The sequence below is a fragment of the Solibacillus sp. GQ1 genome (assembly GCF_059758555.1).
Genome location: NZ_JCAXEX010000005.1, coordinates 71,346 through 87,200, shown reverse-complemented (window position 1 = coordinate 87,200; position 15,855 = coordinate 71,346). Strand labels below are relative to the sequence as shown.

Annotated in this window: 18 protein-coding genes; 15 read left to right on the top strand and 3 right to left on the bottom strand. The window is 39.0% G+C overall.

Annotated features, from left to right (window positions below):
- The first annotated feature begins 48 nt into the window (after nucleotides 1–48).
- The 7 genes from AC6CH1_RS16825 (at nucleotide 49) to AC6CH1_RS16795 (ending at nucleotide 6,015) form a co-directional block, all read left to right on the top strand.
- Complete coding sequence (locus AC6CH1_RS16825) at nucleotides 49–528, top strand: methylated-DNA--[protein]-cysteine S-methyltransferase (protein WP_251690946.1); 480 nt, start codon at nucleotides 49–51, stop codon at nucleotides 526–528.
- Between the two features lie 42 nt (nucleotides 529–570).
- Nucleotides 571–1,176, top strand: a complete 606-nt coding sequence (locus AC6CH1_RS16820) for a methyltransferase domain-containing protein (protein WP_427713681.1) — start codon at nucleotides 571–573, stop codon at nucleotides 1,174–1,176.
- A 241-nt stretch (nucleotides 1,177–1,417) separates the two neighbouring features.
- On the top strand, nucleotides 1,418–2,632 hold the full coding sequence (locus AC6CH1_RS16815) for an ABC transporter substrate-binding protein (protein WP_251690942.1): 1,215 nt from the start codon (nucleotides 1,418–1,420) through the stop codon (nucleotides 2,630–2,632).
- Nucleotides 2,633–2,709: 77 nt separating this feature from the next.
- Nucleotides 2,710–3,585: a branched-chain amino acid ABC transporter permease gene (locus AC6CH1_RS16810; RefSeq protein WP_251690940.1), complete on the top strand. Its 876-nt coding sequence runs from the start codon at nucleotides 2,710–2,712 to the stop codon at nucleotides 3,583–3,585.
- A 9-nt stretch (nucleotides 3,586–3,594) separates the two neighbouring features.
- Entirely contained in the window at nucleotides 3,595–4,533 is a 939-nt protein-coding gene (locus AC6CH1_RS16805) for a branched-chain amino acid ABC transporter permease (RefSeq protein ID WP_014822390.1), read from the top strand.
- Nucleotides 4,530–5,306, top strand: coding sequence for an ABC transporter ATP-binding protein (locus AC6CH1_RS16800; RefSeq protein WP_251690938.1), 777 nt, complete (start codon nucleotides 4,530–4,532; stop codon nucleotides 5,304–5,306). The genes AC6CH1_RS16805 and AC6CH1_RS16800 overlap by 4 nt, the downstream gene beginning before the upstream one ends.
- 1 nt (nucleotide 5,307) lies before the next feature.
- A complete protein-coding gene (locus tag AC6CH1_RS16795; RefSeq protein ID WP_251690936.1) occupies nucleotides 5,308–6,015 on the top strand; it encodes an ABC transporter ATP-binding protein in 708 nt (235 codons plus the stop codon).
- A 150-nt stretch (nucleotides 6,016–6,165) separates the two neighbouring features.
- Here AC6CH1_RS16795 and AC6CH1_RS16790 read toward each other — a convergent pair whose 3' ends face one another.
- Nucleotides 6,166–6,891, bottom strand: a complete 726-nt coding sequence (locus AC6CH1_RS16790; RefSeq protein WP_498318557.1) for a DUF6904 family protein — start codon at nucleotides 6,889–6,891, stop codon at nucleotides 6,166–6,168.
- A gap of 51 nt (nucleotides 6,892–6,942) precedes the next feature.
- Nucleotides 6,943–7,647 carry a 23S rRNA pseudouridine(2604) synthase RluF gene (gene rluF / locus AC6CH1_RS16785; protein ID WP_498318556.1) on the bottom strand — a complete coding sequence of 235 codons (705 nt, stop codon included), beginning with the start codon at nucleotides 7,645–7,647 and terminating at the stop codon, nucleotides 6,943–6,945.
- 353 nt (nucleotides 7,648–8,000) lie between these two features.
- Between rluF and adh the strand changes: the two genes are divergently transcribed.
- The 5 genes from adh to AC6CH1_RS16760 all read left to right on the top strand — a co-directional run bounded on the left by adh (nucleotide 8,001) and on the right by AC6CH1_RS16760 (nucleotide 13,007).
- Complete coding sequence (gene adh / locus AC6CH1_RS16780) at nucleotides 8,001–9,527, top strand: aldehyde dehydrogenase (protein WP_251690930.1); 1,527 nt, start codon at nucleotides 8,001–8,003, stop codon at nucleotides 9,525–9,527.
- Nucleotides 9,528–9,544: 17 nt separating this feature from the next.
- The gene (locus tag AC6CH1_RS16775; RefSeq protein WP_079523523.1) at nucleotides 9,545–9,901 is read left to right on the top strand and encodes a DUF779 domain-containing protein; all 357 of its coding nucleotides are present in this window, start codon (nucleotides 9,545–9,547) and stop codon (nucleotides 9,899–9,901) included.
- A 116-nt stretch (nucleotides 9,902–10,017) separates the two neighbouring features.
- Nucleotides 10,018–10,992: a DUF4003 family protein gene (locus AC6CH1_RS16770; RefSeq protein ID WP_251690928.1), complete on the top strand. Its 975-nt coding sequence runs from the start codon at nucleotides 10,018–10,020 to the stop codon at nucleotides 10,990–10,992.
- 31 nt (nucleotides 10,993–11,023) lie between these two features.
- Nucleotides 11,024–12,454, top strand: coding sequence for an aldehyde dehydrogenase family protein (locus AC6CH1_RS16765; protein ID WP_251690926.1), 1,431 nt, complete (start codon nucleotides 11,024–11,026; stop codon nucleotides 12,452–12,454).
- Nucleotides 12,455–12,518: 64 nt separating this feature from the next.
- Nucleotides 12,519–13,007 (top strand): acyl-CoA thioesterase, encoded by a 489-nt coding sequence (locus AC6CH1_RS16760; protein ID WP_008407032.1) that lies wholly within the window; start codon nucleotides 12,519–12,521, stop codon nucleotides 13,005–13,007.
- Nucleotides 13,008–13,064: 57 nt separating this feature from the next.
- On the opposite strand, the gene AC6CH1_RS16755 is transcribed toward AC6CH1_RS16760, so the two are convergent.
- A complete protein-coding gene (locus tag AC6CH1_RS16755) occupies nucleotides 13,065–14,378 on the bottom strand; it encodes a globin-coupled sensor protein (protein WP_251690924.1) in 1,314 nt (437 codons plus the stop codon).
- A gap of 142 nt (nucleotides 14,379–14,520) precedes the next feature.
- On the opposite strand from AC6CH1_RS16755, the gene AC6CH1_RS16750 reads away from it, so the two are divergent.
- The 3 genes from AC6CH1_RS16750 (at nucleotide 14,521) to AC6CH1_RS16740 (ending at nucleotide 15,843) form a co-directional block, all read left to right on the top strand.
- Nucleotides 14,521–14,751 carry an acyltransferase gene (locus AC6CH1_RS16750; protein ID WP_251690922.1) on the top strand — a complete coding sequence of 77 codons (231 nt, stop codon included), beginning with the start codon at nucleotides 14,521–14,523 and terminating at the stop codon, nucleotides 14,749–14,751.
- Nucleotides 14,752–14,871: 120 nt separating this feature from the next.
- The gene (locus tag AC6CH1_RS16745) at nucleotides 14,872–15,177 is read left to right on the top strand and encodes a DUF4870 domain-containing protein (protein WP_079523518.1); all 306 of its coding nucleotides are present in this window, start codon (nucleotides 14,872–14,874) and stop codon (nucleotides 15,175–15,177) included.
- Between the two features lie 201 nt (nucleotides 15,178–15,378).
- Nucleotides 15,379–15,843, top strand: coding sequence for a CtsR family transcriptional regulator (locus AC6CH1_RS16740; RefSeq protein ID WP_251690919.1), 465 nt, complete (start codon nucleotides 15,379–15,381; stop codon nucleotides 15,841–15,843).
- Nucleotides 15,844–15,855 lie beyond the last annotated feature (12 nt).

Sequence of the window (15,855 nt, the reverse complement as noted above, 5' to 3'; positions counted from 1 at the left end):
TAAAGAAATTACGTTATAGTAAATTTGGAGAAAGGAAGGAGGCATATGATGTATAAATTAGATTATGTTTCACCAATAGGTGTTATTGAAATTGCAGGAAGCGAACATTTTATAGCATCGGTATTATTTGCAGAGCGAGAAGAAATTCTAAACTTCCCAACTAATGATACCCCTCAGCTTTTATTAGACTGTAGAATAGAACTGGAAGAATATTTTAAAGGCCAACGTAAAGATTTTTCGGTACTTTATAAATTACAGGGAACAATGTTTCAAACATCAGTATGGCAAGCATTAACAACCGTTCCTTACGGGAAAACCGCTTCTTATAAAGAAATTGCCCAACAAATTGCAAATGAAAAGGCGGTCCGCGCTGTTGGGATGACAAATAGCAAAAATGTCATAAGTATTATCGTTCCATGCCACCGGGTTATCGGTCAAAATGGAAAACTTACAGGGTATGCAGGCGGTTTATGGAGAAAACAGTGGTTACTTGAACATGAGCTTAAATACAGCTTCAATTTAAATTAACGTTATAGTAACATAAAGTTTTGAAACTAGTGAGGTGAACGAATGAACGAACAGCAATATGATCATATGCTAAACATCCAAACGACCGGTTATCAATACGGTTTTCCTAAATTAGCAAAGTACCATCGCTATGAACCAACACCATACAGCGGACTGGAACAATTATTCGAATGCTACGAACTGCCAGCTAATCCACGTTTTCTAGATATCGGCTGCGGGAAAGGGCGAGTGCCCATTTATATATATCATCGCTTCCATATTCCCGTTATAGGTATTGAAATGGATCAGAAGTTTTTTACGGAAGCCGCGCATAATGCAGAGCAGTATTTAAAAAAAGTAAAGAAGAAACAAGCACCGATTCAATTTTTGAATATCATTGCCGAAACATATGAAATTACAAAGCACGATAATGTCTTTTTCTTCTTCAACCCCTTCTCAATACATGTGTTTCGTGAGTTTATAAAGCATGTTATGGACTCCATCATGTCATATCCGCGCATGGTAGATATTATTTTATATTATCCATCCCCTGACTATATGGATTATTTACAACAAGAGCAGTCACTTCATTGCTATTTAGATATAAAATTACGACATGAAAAAAATGAAAATGAACGTATCGTCGTTTTTCGGATTCCGGAAAAATAAACGGCGTTTTTTTATTATCAGAAAAAGTAGACTGTAAATTTAAAATACATAAAATTAACAGAATAATCGTACTAGACTAATAATTGGTATTCGATTACAATACAGAAGTTGGAATAATTGTTTATATTATTCTCGTAGATTTATTCTGAATATTGAAAATTTAGATTGTGCGAATGTAGGGTATTGGTTATAATTATCAGAAATATCAAACATTTGTAGTATGACTAAGGGGGAAATGATGATGACAAATCACAAAAAGACAAAAAAGTATGGTTCATTATTCATGGCAACAGCTTTATTAACAGGGGTGTTAGCTGGATGCGGTGATGATACCTCTAGTTCTTCAGGATCAGGTGGTGGCGGCAGTAATGCAGCTGGCGACACAATTAAAATCGGAGCCAACTTAGAATTATCAGGTGCTGTAGCTTCATACGGATCATCGATTAATGATGGAGCAAAATTGGCGATTGAAGAAATTAATGCAGCAGGCGGTATAGATGGAAAAAAACTGGAGTACATTCCAGTCGACAATAAATCAGAAACAGCGGAAGCAACTTCTGCTGCCATGAAATTAGCAGAACAGGAAAAAGTAGTGGCAATGTTAGCGCCGGCTACTTCAGGGAACTCCGTTGCAACAGTACAAATCGCAAGTCAGCATAAAGTTCCGATGGTGACAGGGTCAGGTACTGCACCAAATGTAACAGTAAACGATGACGGAACAGTAAATGAATATGCATTCCGTACTTGTTTCATCGACCCATTCCAAGGGACGGTAGCAGCAAACTTTGCGACAAATGAACTACAAGCTAAAAATGTGGCAATTTTCGCGGATAATGCTTCAGATTACGCAAAAGGTTTAGCCGCATCATTTAAGGAAACTATTTCTGCAAATGGTGGTTCGGTAGTCGCAGAAGAGGCGTATGTTGCAAAGGACGTAGACTTTAAATCTCAATTAACTAATATTAAAGGGAAAAATCCTGATTTCATTTTCATCCCTGGCTACTATGAAGAAGTAGGGATTATCGTAAAACAAGCCCGTGAATTAGGTATTACCGTTCCGTTAATGGGTGCTGATGGTTGGGACTCGCCAACACTAATTGAATTAGCGGGTGCTGATGCGTTAAATAATACATTTATTACTAACCACTACTCATCTGAAGATCCGGATTCAAAGATTCAGGACTTCGTTACAGCATTTAATGATGAGTACAGCAAATCACCGAATGCTTTCCATGCATTAGGTTATGATTCGATTTACTTTATCGTTGATGCGATTAAGCGTGTAGATGGTGACATTACAGGCGAAGCAATTCAAAAGCAGCTTGCAGCAACGAAAGATTTAAGCTTAGTAACAGGTACTTTCACAGTTGACGAAAACCACAACCCAGTAAAATCAGCAACAGTTCTAGAATTCGTAGACGGCAAACAACAGTTCAACTCTAAAGTTAATCCTTAATTTTTTACGAGTAAGGGGGGCGGAACTAGCCTCCCTTTTTTTTTCATACATTAATAGAGAAAAAAGGAGTGAACTGTATGGAATGGATCCAACAATTAGTGAATGGTATTTCGCTAGGTAGTATTTATGCACTAATCGCACTAGGCTATACGATGGTATACGGAATTATTAAGCTCATCAACTTTGCCCACGGTGACGTTTTCATGCTTGGTGCTTTTATCGGCTTTTATGCCATTGCACGTTGGGAAATGAATGTCTTTTTAGCCCTTATTATCGCGATGATATTATGTGCTGTCATTGGAGTAATAATCGAGCGTGTCGCTTATAAACGACTGCGTAATGCAACTCGGATCGCAGCCCTTATTACGGCAATTGGTGTCTCACTGTTAATCGAGTATACGGTAATTTTCTTTAGAGGTCCTTCTCCAGAGGCGTATCCGAATGTATTTACAACGAAGAATATTGAAATTTTCGGTGCACAGATCAGTACACTGGCGATATTCATCTTATCTGTTTCGATTTTCTTAATGATCTTATTACAATTCATTGTTCATAAAACAAAAATCGGTAAGGCGATGCGCGCCGTATCCCATGATGCAGATGCAGCTCGCTTAATGGGCATTAACGTAGATAATACAATTTCAGCCACATTCGCAATTGGTTCTGCACTGGCAGGAGCTGCGGGCGTAATTTTTGGTATTTACTATACACGTATCGATCCGCTAATGGGGATTATGCCTGGTATTAAAGCATTCATTGCCGCTGTTTTAGGTGGTATTGGTATTATTCCGGGAGCAATGGTAGGCGGTCTTGTACTAGGGGTTGTTGAAACAGTTGTTTCGGCACTCGGATATTCATTATGGCGAGATGCAGCCGCATTTGTCATCCTGATTTTAATTCTAATATTACGTCCAGCGGGTATTTTCGGTAAAAATACGCGCGAGAAAGTGTAGGTGAACAGCATGAAAAAATCGAAAATCTTTTGGGGTTATGCCGTCCTAGCACTTGTGATTTATGCAGTTGTTCAATTATTGATTTCCAACGGTGTTATCCAGTTCTACTATCAAAACATGTTCATCGCAATGTGTATTAATGTTATTTTGGCGGTAAGTTTACATGTCATTATCGGGGTTACAGGTCAGTTCTCAATAGGGCATGCAGGTTTCCTGGCTGTCGGAGCTTACATATCGGCTATTTGTACAATGAAATTTGGCATGCCATTTATCACAGCCATTTTAATTGGCGCTATTGTCGCAGCACTTGCCGGATTGCTTGTAGGAATTCCTTCACTTCGTTTAAAAGGCGACTACTTGGCGATTGCTACGCTAGGGTTTGCTGAAATTATTCGAATTGTATTTGTGAATACGGACTATGTAGGTGGTGCAGCAGGCTTGCAAGTTGCCCATCAGTCAACATGGACATATGCATTTTTTGCGACATTCATTACAATTCTCGTCATCTCGAACTTTACGAATTCACGTCATGGTCGTGCGTGTATTTCCATACGTGAAGATGAAATTGCGGCTGACGCAATGGGCATTAACACAACCTATTACAAAGTTGTCGCATTTGCAATTGGTTCGTTCTTCGCTGGAGTGGCGGGTGCCATCTATGCCCATAACTATTATATTATTCAGCCGACAGCATTCGGGTTTTTAAAGTCATTTGATATTTTAATATTCGTCGTATTGGGCGGATTAGGCAGTTTATCTGGTTCTGTTATTGCAGCAGTATTACTGACATTCGTCTCTACGTATTTACAGGACTTCCCGGAAACGCGGATGATTATTTACTCACTGATTTTAATATTAGTTATGCTTTATCGACCTACAGGTTTATTAGGTTCAAAAGAAATCACAGCATACTTCAAGTTTGGTAAAAAAGGAGGTACTCGCGTATGAGCAGTGCACTTCTAAAAGTAGAAAAGCTAGGTATTCAGTTTGGGGGTTTAAAGGCTGTTCAAAATGTAGAAATGCATTTGAATCAAGGAGAGTTGATAGGTTTAATCGGCCCGAATGGCGCAGGGAAAACAACCACATTTAATATGCTGACAGGGGTATATACACCAACGGAAGGGACAATTCTATTCAACGGAAAAGCAATTGGCGGCCTGGATCCATATAAGGTGACACGCCAAGGTATTAGCCGGACATTCCAAAATATTCGCCTATTTAAAGAGTTATCTGTACTGGATAATGTAAAGGTCGCTAACCATGGATTGGCAAAACATAATTTAGTTTCAAGCATTTTCCGTTTACCGAGTCACTTTAGTGGCGAAGAGAAAATGGAACAGGAGTCATTAGCATTCTTGAAAATTTTTGGACTTGATGTATACCGGGATGAGCTTGCGAAAAACTTGCCTTACGGAATGCAGCGTCGCCTGGAAATTGCCCGGGCATTGGCTGCTGCACCAAAGCTATTATTGCTGGATGAGCCTGCAGCCGGAATGAATGCAAAGGAAACACATGATTTAATGGAGCTTATCGCCTTCATTCGGAAAGAATTTGATTTAACAATTTTATTAATCGAACATGATATGAACTTAGTTATGGGTATTTGCGAACGGATTTACGTGCTTGACCACGGACAATTAATTGCTGATGGGACACCTGAAGAAATACGTTCAAACCCTAAAGTAATTGAAGCGTACTTAGGTGAGGAGGTTACAGAATAATATGCTAATAATCAATGATATCGATGTTTTCTATGGTAATATCCAAGCATTAAAAGGAATCTCCCTCGAAGTAAAAGAAGGTGAAATTGTTACACTGATCGGTGCCAATGGAGCAGGGAAAAGCACATTACTAAAAACAATTTCAGGTTTACTGAAACCAAAGCGCGGTTCAATTGAATATTTAGGTGCGGCAATTGATGGAAAGCCGGCACAATCGATTGTAAAGGCAGGAATCTCACATGTACCTGAAGGTCGTCGTGTATTCTCAAATATGACAGTGGAAGAAAATCTGGAATTGGGTGCCTATTTACGAAATGACAAAGAGGCTATAAAAAAGGATTTAAATCATGTATTTGAGTTATTCCCTCGTCTGTTAGAACGACGCAAGCAGCTTTCAGGTACGTTGTCAGGCGGTGAACAGCAGATGCTTGCGATGGGCCGGGCTCTAATGGCTAAGCCAAAGCTGATTATCATGGATGAGCCATCAATGGGTCTTGCTCCGCTCATGGTAAAAAACATCTTCAACATTATCGAAATGGTCAACAAAGAAGGCGTGACCGTACTGCTTGTAGAGCAAAATGCACATATGGCATTATCCGTTGCCCACCGTGCCTATGTTTTGGAAACAGGCAAAATCGTACTGACAGGTTCAGCAAAAGAACTACAGGAAAGCGATGAAGTAAGAGCCGCTTATTTAGGCGGATTATAAATTAGGATGGGGAAAGAAGCAGTTTCTTCCCTGGGAAAAGTGAAGAGAAACAATAAGAGACAGGTTACAGCAAAAAACCACCATTTTCCTCTCAAAGGGAAATGGTGGTTTTGGTTTTAGATGCGGTATCTTTATAGGCCCCTACAAAGGCTACCAAACGATTGTATCCTCTTCTGGATATTTAAATGTAAGCTCGACTTCATGGAAAGATTGCTTTGAAATACTTGTCACCCCTAAAAGCTGCTGAATGAGTACTTTATACGTCTCATCCTCTGTTAAAAAGCGTAAAGCAAACGAAGTAATTTGTGCTGCACGTTCCTCTTTAGTTAATGATAAATACTCCAAATTTAAAATATCAACATACTGTGTTGCATACTGATGGAACAAAGGTGATTTTGTATGAAGCCTCGTTAAAAATGCTACGTAATGCTCCTTTGTCATGAAAGAGGCGATCGCGTCAGCAACAAGTGCTTGGAATTTACGAACCGATGTAACAGCGATGCTCCACTCTGAATTATTAATAGTCTGTTTATAAAGAGAAATGAAATCATTTAATGCCAGTGCTGCAAAAACAAGCTCAGGTAATAAAAAATTTACCCCGTAATAAATATTTCGCTCAGGGATAATGGCATTCATTTTCTTTTTCGTCTCTTTATTCATACCATTTGGCACGAAATCAATATGGTGTTCACCTTTGGAAGCCTGGCGCATTTTCAAACAAAATGATAATAAGCGCTGTCTTACACCCTCATAATGAAAGTAGCGCTTTTCTTCCCCAATCACTTCATAAATTGCATGAATAATATCATCTAAATCCCAATAATCTCCACTTACCGTTAATCCTGTTAAGTTTTCAGTTGGTTTAATTGTCAGCATGATGATACCCCCTTTGCATATAAAGGAATGTTCACAATAGGAGAACATTCCTTATTGCTTTGGTGTGTAGCTCAGTAATTGGAACAGTTCATTTCTTTCTTTATCTGTAAGGTCACGCCACTGTCCGACTTTTAAATTCCCGATATGAATATTCATAATACGAATGCGCTGTAATCGCTGTACAGAATAGCCAAGAGCAGAACACATACGGCGAATTTGACGATTTAATCCTTGCTCTAAAATAATTTTAAATACTTTTGAGGAAACCTTTTCTACTCGGCAAGGTAATGTCGTTGTATCTAAAATTTCCACGCCCGAGCTCATGTCACGAATAAATTGATCGGTAATCGGCTTGTCTACCTGCACAACATATTCCTTTTCATGGTGATTTTCTGCTCGTAAAATTTCGTTGACGATATCTCCATCATTCGTAAGAAGCAGTAATCCTTCTGAATCCTTATCCAGACGTCCGATATGGAAAATACGGAGCGGGTGGTTTATAAAATCCACAACATTTCCTTCGATATGCTTTTCCGTTGTACTCGTAATTCCAACAGGCTTATTCAGTACAATGTAGACTAATTCTTCCTGTCTTTTTACAGGCTTGCCATCAACTAATACTTCATCGCCTGTTTCAACTTGGCTGCCGTTTGTCGCAACAACCCCATTGATTTTTATACGGCCGTCTTCTACCCATTTATCTGCACCGCGACGGGACACGATGCCTGTTTCTGCTAAAAATTTATTGATTCTCATAATTTTTCACCTACTAATAGAATATCTTCAGTATACATGAGTTTATCTGTAATTTTGTAATACTTCGTTCAAAATGACGCTTGATTATATAATGAACAAACTTATCTTTACTGGAATTTACCCATTTTATACATTTTTATTATAGTATTCTCTTCATTTTCAGTATAACAGAGTAGAGAATAATAAAATAATCAGAAAATTGTAGTTTAATATTTGAAATGATTCCACTTTTCTGACAATATAATAGATGAAGATACCTCTCACAGAAGAGTGAGCTTTACAGCATGAATTTCAGCACTCCTTTTAACGAGAAGGTATGGTCACCATAATTTGTGCAAAGGGGAGAGATTTCAATGGCAGCAGTGTATCAAAATCCAAACACGGATGGCGCATTAGTAAATTTCAAGGAGCGTTACGACAACTTTATCGGTGGTAAATGGACACCGCCAGTAAAAGGGGAGTACTTCGACAATATTACCCCTGTAACTGGTAAAGTATTTACCCAAGTGGCGCGTTCTACGGAAGAAGATATCGAGCTTGCTTTAGATGCAGCACATGCAGCAAAGGATGCCTGGGGTAAGACATCAGCAACTGAGCGCTCGAATATTTTACTTAAAATTGCAGATCGTATGGAACAAAATTTAGAAATGCTGGCCGTTGCAGAAACATGGGATAACGGTAAGGCAGTACGTGAAACATTGAATGCAGATTTACCTTTGGGCATTGATCACTTCCGCTACTTTGCGGGTGCTTTACGCGCACAGGAAGGGTCTCTTAGTCAGATTGATGAAAATACAGTGGCATATCACTTCCATGAGCCGATCGGTGTAGTTGGGCAAATTATTCCATGGAACTTCCCGTTATTGATGGCTGTCTGGAAATTGGCACCTGCTTTAGCTGCAGGAAACTGTGTCGTATTAAAGCCGGCTGAGCAAACACCAGCATCCATTTTAGTGCTTGTTGAGCTAATTGAAGATTTACTCCCGCCAGGTGTGCTGAATGTTGTGAATGGCTTCGGTTTAGAAGCAGGAAAGCCGTTAGCTTCAAATCCGCGCATTGGTAAAATTGCGTTTACCGGTGAGACGACGACAGGTCGCCTTATTATGCAATATGCATCACAAAATCTAATTCCGGTTACTCTTGAATTGGGCGGTAAATCACCGAACATTTTCTTTGAAGATATTATGGATGCAGACGATGCATTCTTGGATAAAGCAGTGGAAGGCTTCGTATTATTTGCTTTAAACCAAGGCGAAGTATGTACATGTCCTTCTCGTGCACTTATTCAGGAGTCGATTTACGAGAAATTTATGGAGCGCGTATTAAAGCGTGTAGAAGCAATTAAAACAGGTAACCCTTTAGATACAGATACAATGATGGGTGCTCAAGCATCATCAGAACAAATGGAGAAAATCCAATCTTATTTACAAATCGGTAAAGAAGAGGGCGCGGAATGCTTAATCGGCGGCGAGAAAAATGATTTAGGCGGCGACTATGCAGAAGGCTACTATATTAAACCGACTGTATTTAAAGGTCATAATAAAATGCGTATTTTCCAAGAGGAAATCTTCGGTCCGGTTGTTGCTGTAACAACATTTAAAACGAAAGAAGAAGCTTTGGAAATCGCAAATGATACATTATACGGATTGGGATCAGGTGTTTGGACACGTGATATGAATACCGCTTACCGCTTCGGCCGCGGCATTCAGGCAGGACGTGTATGGACGAACTGCTACCATGCATATCCGGCACATGCGGCGTTTGGCGGCTACAAGATGAGTGGTGTAGGACGCGAAAACCATAAAATGATGTTAAGCCACTATCAACAAACGAAAAACCTTTTAGTAAGCTATGATGAAAACCGCTTAGGCTTCTTCTAAGAGAGGGGGTGCAAAATTTGGTTGAACGTGTTATAGCAACCGATGCAGCACTGCAATTAATCGAGAAGTTGAAAGAACGCCACGGACCGGTTATGTTCCATCAATCCGGAGGCTGCTGTGATGGTTCGTCCCCAATGTGTTATCCTGATGGCGATTTAATTATCGGCAACCAGGATATATTGCTTGGTCATATTGGCGGAAGTCCGTTTTATATGCACAAAAACCAATATGATTATTGGAAGCATACACAGATTATTATTGATGTCGTCGATGGACGTGGTGGAATGTTTTCGTTGGAAGGCGTCGAAGGGAAGCGCTTTTTATCTAGATCAAGGGCCTTCACAAAAGAAGAGCTTGATGAGCTTCAAGTATAACGTTGAAAAAGGGAATGCTGGTTCGACAAACAGCATTCTCTTTTTGTTATGGGGAAAGGCAAAATTTTTTCACTTCAAAAATTTAGGCGTATAATTATAAGTAGGAGTGTGAACTGATGGATCAAACAGCCTTTATACAATTACTTAAAAACAATAATGAGCGGATGGAGCTATTTTTCGGAGCGGATGTTCAAAGCAATGCCCGAATACCGTTAGCTGTCCAATTTACATTTTCACGTGAAACATTTAATGGCCCTTTATTTGAGAAAAAAGTAAAAGATATACATAGTCAAAAGTCCAAGCAATCCTTCCTCGAGTTTTTCTCTACGCCGTCGAATAAATCGGTTTTAACGTATAAAATGTTAGCCCATTTCGTATTGCATCCGCAGCCTGAACAGGAGCTTCAGCGAGTAAGATTAAATGAAAAGGCGCTATTGAATGCAGGGTTTAAAAGCAGTGGCTATCAACGAATTGCAGCCCTATTTTTAATGGATGAAGCACATGCAAAAAAAGCAAAAATCTTACATGATGAAATGAAAAGGTATCATTTCTTCCTGACGGGTAAAGATGATATCCCATATGCAGTTTTACTGATGAAGAAGCAAAGTGACCCGGTTAAACTCGCTGAAACAATGCGGAAATACTATGATGCTTTACACGGTAAAGGGTTTAAAAATGGAGATGCCCTACAGGCAATGACACAGCTATTGCCATTGTATGATGAGGAATTTCAGCCTGTATTGGTTGATTATGTAGTTGCGATGAAGCAGTCATTTATCAATAATGGCGTGAAAGTGAAGAAAAGGTTTTATCCATATCTAGCTTTGCTAGCTTTAGCGGGAGCTACATCAGAAGTTGTCGGTGAAATTGTAGAAATGGAACGGTCACTCGTCAAGCTTCCGATGTTTATGGATATGCAGGCGTATGCTTTAATGACCGCTGCCCAGTATGTGCTGAAAAGTTTCATCGAAAATGATATGTTATCCGATTTCAACGATAGTTTATTATTTATGCAGGCTCTTGCGATGAGCGATTATATAGGTGATATTCCATTTTTATTAGCATTCGATATTCTCGATATATTTTTTTAGTTTGGGTAAACAATAGTGAGGAGTGAATTAAATGAAACAGACAAAATTATGGATTAATGGCCAATGGGAAAGTACGAATGAAACGACTGAGTTAACAGCACCTTATACGGGAGAAGTCCTTGCAAATGTAGCAAAAGCGACAGCAGCGGACGTGGAGCGTGCAATTGAAGGCGCACATCAAACATTCCAGTCATTCAAAAAAACGACTGCGTATGAACGTGCGGAAATTTTATACAAAGTTGTGACGATCATGCGGGAACGTAAACAAGAACTTGCAAAAATATTGGCGGATGAAGCGGCAAAACCGATATCAGCAGGTATTGCCGAAATAGACCGTACGATTGCGACTTATCAATTTGCAGCAGAAGCGGCAAAACAAAGTACAGGCGAAACGATTCCGATGGATGCAGCACCAGGTGTAAAAGACCGTATCGGTTATACAAAACGAGTTCCATTAGGCGTAGTTTCTGCGATTACACCGTTTAATTTTCCATTTAATCTCGTAGCCCATAAATTAGGTCCAGCCTTTGCTGTAGGGAATACAGTTGTATTAAAGCCTGCATCCCAAACCCCGTTAAGTGCACTTGTAATGGCTGAAATTTTCAAAGAAGCAGGTTTACCGGATGGCGCATTACAAATTGTAACTGGCAGTGGTGGGGAATTGAGCGAAACACTTGTCACACATCCACTTGTAAAAAAAGTGACATTTACAGGTAGTGGTGCGGTAGGCCTAAAAATTAAAGAAAAAATCGGCTTGCGAAAAATTACATTAGAGCTTGGTTCAAATGCGGCACTCATTGTAGAACCTTCAACACCGCTTGAAAAAATTATGAAGCGTGGTGTTGGCGGCGCTTTTGGATTTGCCGGACAAGTATGTATTTCATTGCAACGTATTTATGTTCATACTTCAATTTATGACGCATTTACAAAATTATTTGTTGAAGAGACTAAGAAATTGATTGTAGGGGATCCGCATGATGAAAAAACGGATGTGAGTGCAATGATTCATCCGGATGAAGTTAGCCGTATAAAAAACTGGATTGAAGAGGCGAAACAGCAAGGTGCAACGGTTGCAACGGGAGCTGAATTTACAGAGCGTACTTGCTCCCCAACTGTCATGACGAATGTGAAGCCCGATATGAAAATTGTTTGCCAAGAGACTTTTGCACCGATTGTATCCATTGTGCCATATGATACGCTGGACGAAGCAATTGCTTTTGTAAATGAATCGGAGCTTGCGTTAAATGCGGGTATTTACACAAATGTATTAACAGATGCGATGAAAGCCGCTGAAGAGATTGAAGCAGGCGCGGTAATCATTAACGATATTCCGACATTCCGTGTAGACAATATGCCGTATGGGGGCGTCAAAATGAGCGGCTACGGTAAAGAAGGCATTAAGTATGCAGTGGAAGAAATGACCGATTTAAAATTTATTACGATGAAGTTGAATTATGAATAGTTTGTACTAGCACTTCCATCTTCCGAATAGTAACATGGAGTGTAGTCTAGAAAGGAGGAAGATTATGAAAAATACTCTGCCAATGAGCTTTTCAAAATCTATCCAAACACGATTAGTACTGCCTCCTGATACAAATCATCATCAGTCGATATTTGGAGGGAAAGTGTTAGCATATATTGATGAAATTGCTGCGATTGCAGCAATGAAACATTGTCAAGGTGAAGTCGTTACTGCTTCTTTTGACTCAGTAGACTTCGTTTCCTCTGCCTATGCAGGCGATATGATTGAGTTGGAAGCTGTTGTATCTGGAACAGGTCGTACTTCGATGGAAGTATATGTACGAGTTGTATCAAGAAATATTAAAACAGGTGCAAAGAAACTGACGACGGAATCATTCGTAACGATGGTAGCGATTGACGAAAACGGCAAGCCGAAAGAAGTACCGGGTGTTGAACCGGAGACGGATTTCGAACGTCATTTATTTGAAACAGGCCCAATTCGTCAGGAACATCGAAAACAAAAGCGAGCATTATCAAAAAAGCGCCGTGCATAAAAAAAGGGATATCAAATGCAAAATGCCATTTGATATCCCTTTAGTATTTAAGCGAAATTAATCATGCAGTTCCTGAACAATGTGGAGCAGTGAATCGGATGATGTCATGACATCATTTGTTGTATGTGTCAAACCGGTAATAACAGAAGAAATGGCATGAATGTCCTCATTCGTGTTTTCATATTGCGTTTTAATTCCATGTACTGCTTCCGTTATGGATGTAAAAGAATCTGCCAAGCTTTTTTGTGTATCCACGCTCATTTTTACCTGCTCATCAACACTTGAAACAGAATCGGACATTTGTGAAATGCTAAGTTCTGTTTCTTTAATTAAATGAGAAACGTTTTGTACCGCATTTTTAGTTTCCTCAGCAAGCTTTCGGACTTCATCAGCTACAACGGCAAATCCTTTCCCATGTTCACCTGCACGTGCTGCTTCAATAGATGCATTTAATGCAAGCAAGTTTGTCTGATCGGCAATCCCTGTTACTAATCCTACAATTTCAGCAATTTTTTTAGATGATTGACGCAGTTTAACCATTGATGACTCAAGTATGTCCACACGGTCTAAAATGTTTGTCATAATTGCTGTCTGGTTAACTAAATATGTAGTACCTGTCGTTGATTTATTTTCGGTTTCCGCGACTAAATTTAATCCTTGTTTTGTGTTGGAAGCAATTTCTTCAGATTGACTCGCAATTTCCTGTAATGAGGCATTTGTCTGATCACTAATATGCGTTAACTCTTGTGCAGTATGTTGAATTCGCTCTACGATTCGGTATTTCATTTCCAAACTTTCAGTACGAATGCGCTGCTCTTCTTTTTCATATGCTTCAATCACAAGCTGCTGCTCGAAGTTGATTAGTTTTGAAAAAGCATTAATTGCTTTAGCCATCTCTTCATTCGGCATTTCAATTTTACTGATAAAGTCGATAAACGTTGTCATTAGCGATTGAAATGATGCAATATACCACTTTGATTGCAGGCCGATTTTGACATGGACATGCGCAATCGTTTGTCGTTCTTCAATATAACGTGAATCGATATTACAGTTGAACATTGCTTCTAAATGCCTTGTTAGTGTACCTTTAAGACGCTCCATTCGAGCTGAACTTCCTATAATATCTACAAGCTCCGAACTTAAGCTGATTGCACCATAAAACTTTTCCACCATAACTGGAACAACTTGTTGAGCAAAAGGTTCTAGCTGTTTAATTACGGCTAAATCCTCTTTCGTCAATTTTAGCAATTGAAGCTGTTTATGTAAGTTAGGATAGTTTGATACATCCAGATTTACTTGCTGTGCATAATTTGCAATATCAAAATAAGGCTTGTTTGAAACTTTTGTTGCTCTTGAAAACAGAATACCCATGTTCTTCCTCGATTCATGTATTATTAAATAATACTATTTTACTGTTTATATCGGATTAAATCATTAATATTTCTATAAAGATTAAAAATTTACATTAATTTGTATTTGAGGTATATAACTATTAAAATGGATGCAGTAAATAATGAAAGGCGTTGTAATGATGAAGTTTCATAAAGGGCGTTTGAAATTTGTTTTACCATTGTCGCTTGGGGTGGCAATCGCATCGTATATTATGCTCGTAAACAATTATGCAGAAGTAGGTGACCGCGATCGGATTTTAATAGTTATTGGAGCAACCATCTTAACCGCGGTTATTTCCTACTTTTTATTTCCTCAAGAAGGGGACAACCCGAAAGATAGAGGCCCATATTGATTAAATTTAGACATCACAAGAATCTCGAAATAAAAATTCGGGATTTTTTGTCCTCTCTATGAAACTTTTATGAATATTATCCGTAAATAAGCTAATAAACTAAAGTGAGGTTGATAACAAATGGAATCTAAATGGTCGAAAATCATCATTCATGCCAGTGCATTCTTTGCACCGTTCCTTGTACCGATTCTGTTTTTCTTAATAAGTTCTGAAGATGAAGTGAAGCGTACAGCAATCCAAGCATTACTATTCCAGGTCGTATTCGGAATTTTAATAGCGATAGCAGGAGTCCTTTCTGTATTGTTAATAGGTTTACCATTCCTATTAGTATTTTTACTCATCTTCTGGATTGCCCCGGTCATCGGTATTGTAAAAGCATTATCGGATCAGCACTGGAATTATCCAATTGTCGGACGCTGGGTATAATTTACCCTCATTCTGGCAAAGTTCATAAAAGCGGTAAGGTTTGTTTAAAAACACCTTATCGCTTTTTTACATAAAAAGGGATTTATTAATGTAAAAATAGGGAAACCTAAAACAAGAGTGATTAGTTGCATTTCAAAAAATAAATATTGTATATTTAAGTCAAAGATAGTCAAAGTCAGTTGATGAGAGGTGAGAGACAGCATGAGGAATATATCTGACATAATTGAAGGGTATTTGAAGGAAGTTATTGAATTAGAGGGACAGGGACTTATTGAAATAAAACGAAATGAATTGGCAAAGCAATTTGCCTGTGCCCCTTCTCAAATCAATTACGTTATCAATACGCGTTTCACGACCGAGCATGGCTACTATGTAGAGAGTAAGCGGGGTGGTGGCGGTTATATTCGGATTTTGCGTGTAACAATCCACTCGAAGAAAAATTTACTTGACGAAATGGAAACACAAATAGGTAACGCCATTGCCCAGACTAATGCTGAGCGTATTATTTTCCGTTTATTGGATGAGGATATCATTACAGAACGAGAAGCAAGCATTATGAAGGCCGCTTTAGATCGTGTCACATTACAGGTAGCTTTGCCGCTGCGTGATCAACTAAGAGCACGCATTATGCACGCAATGCTACAAACGATTTCTTTTGAAAAGTAGAGGTGGATTATT

Excerpts from the sequence above, each read along its gene's own strand:
- AC6CH1_RS16825 (WP_251690946.1), top strand. The coding sequence starts at position 49 with ATGTATAAATTAGATTATGTTTCACCAATAGGTGTTATTGAAATTGCA.
- AC6CH1_RS16820 (WP_427713681.1), top strand. The coding sequence starts at position 571 with ATGAACGAACAGCAATATGATCATATGCTAAACATCCAAACGACCGGT.
- AC6CH1_RS16815 (WP_251690942.1), top strand. The coding sequence starts at position 1,418 with ATGACAAATCACAAAAAGACAAAAAAGTATGGTTCATTATTCATGGCA.
- AC6CH1_RS16810 (WP_251690940.1), top strand. The coding sequence starts at position 2,710 with ATGGAATGGATCCAACAATTAGTGAATGGTATTTCGCTAGGTAGTATT.
- AC6CH1_RS16805 (WP_014822390.1), top strand. The coding sequence starts at position 3,595 with ATGAAAAAATCGAAAATCTTTTGGGGTTATGCCGTCCTAGCACTTGTG.
- AC6CH1_RS16800 (WP_251690938.1), top strand. The coding sequence starts at position 4,530 with ATGAGCAGTGCACTTCTAAAAGTAGAAAAGCTAGGTATTCAGTTTGGG.
- AC6CH1_RS16795 (WP_251690936.1), top strand. The coding sequence starts at position 5,308 with ATGCTAATAATCAATGATATCGATGTTTTCTATGGTAATATCCAAGCA.
- AC6CH1_RS16790 (WP_498318557.1), bottom strand. The coding sequence starts at position 6,891 with ATGCTGACAATTAAACCAACTGAAAACTTAACAGGATTAACGGTAAGT.
- rluF (WP_498318556.1), bottom strand. The coding sequence starts at position 7,647 with ATGAGAATCAATAAATTTTTAGCAGAAACAGGCATCGTGTCCCGTCGC.
- adh (WP_251690930.1), top strand. The coding sequence starts at position 8,001 with ATGGCAGCAGTGTATCAAAATCCAAACACGGATGGCGCATTAGTAAAT.
- AC6CH1_RS16770 (WP_251690928.1), top strand. The coding sequence starts at position 10,018 with ATGGATCAAACAGCCTTTATACAATTACTTAAAAACAATAATGAGCGG.
- AC6CH1_RS16765 (WP_251690926.1), top strand. The coding sequence starts at position 11,024 with ATGAAACAGACAAAATTATGGATTAATGGCCAATGGGAAAGTACGAAT.
- AC6CH1_RS16760 (WP_008407032.1), top strand. The coding sequence starts at position 12,519 with ATGAAAAATACTCTGCCAATGAGCTTTTCAAAATCTATCCAAACACGA.
- AC6CH1_RS16755 (WP_251690924.1), bottom strand. The coding sequence starts at position 14,378 with ATGGGTATTCTGTTTTCAAGAGCAACAAAAGTTTCAAACAAGCCTTAT.
- AC6CH1_RS16750 (WP_251690922.1), top strand. The coding sequence starts at position 14,521 with ATGAAAGGCGTTGTAATGATGAAGTTTCATAAAGGGCGTTTGAAATTT.
- AC6CH1_RS16745 (WP_079523518.1), top strand. The coding sequence starts at position 14,872 with ATGGAATCTAAATGGTCGAAAATCATCATTCATGCCAGTGCATTCTTT.
- AC6CH1_RS16740 (WP_251690919.1), top strand. The coding sequence starts at position 15,379 with ATGAGGAATATATCTGACATAATTGAAGGGTATTTGAAGGAAGTTATT.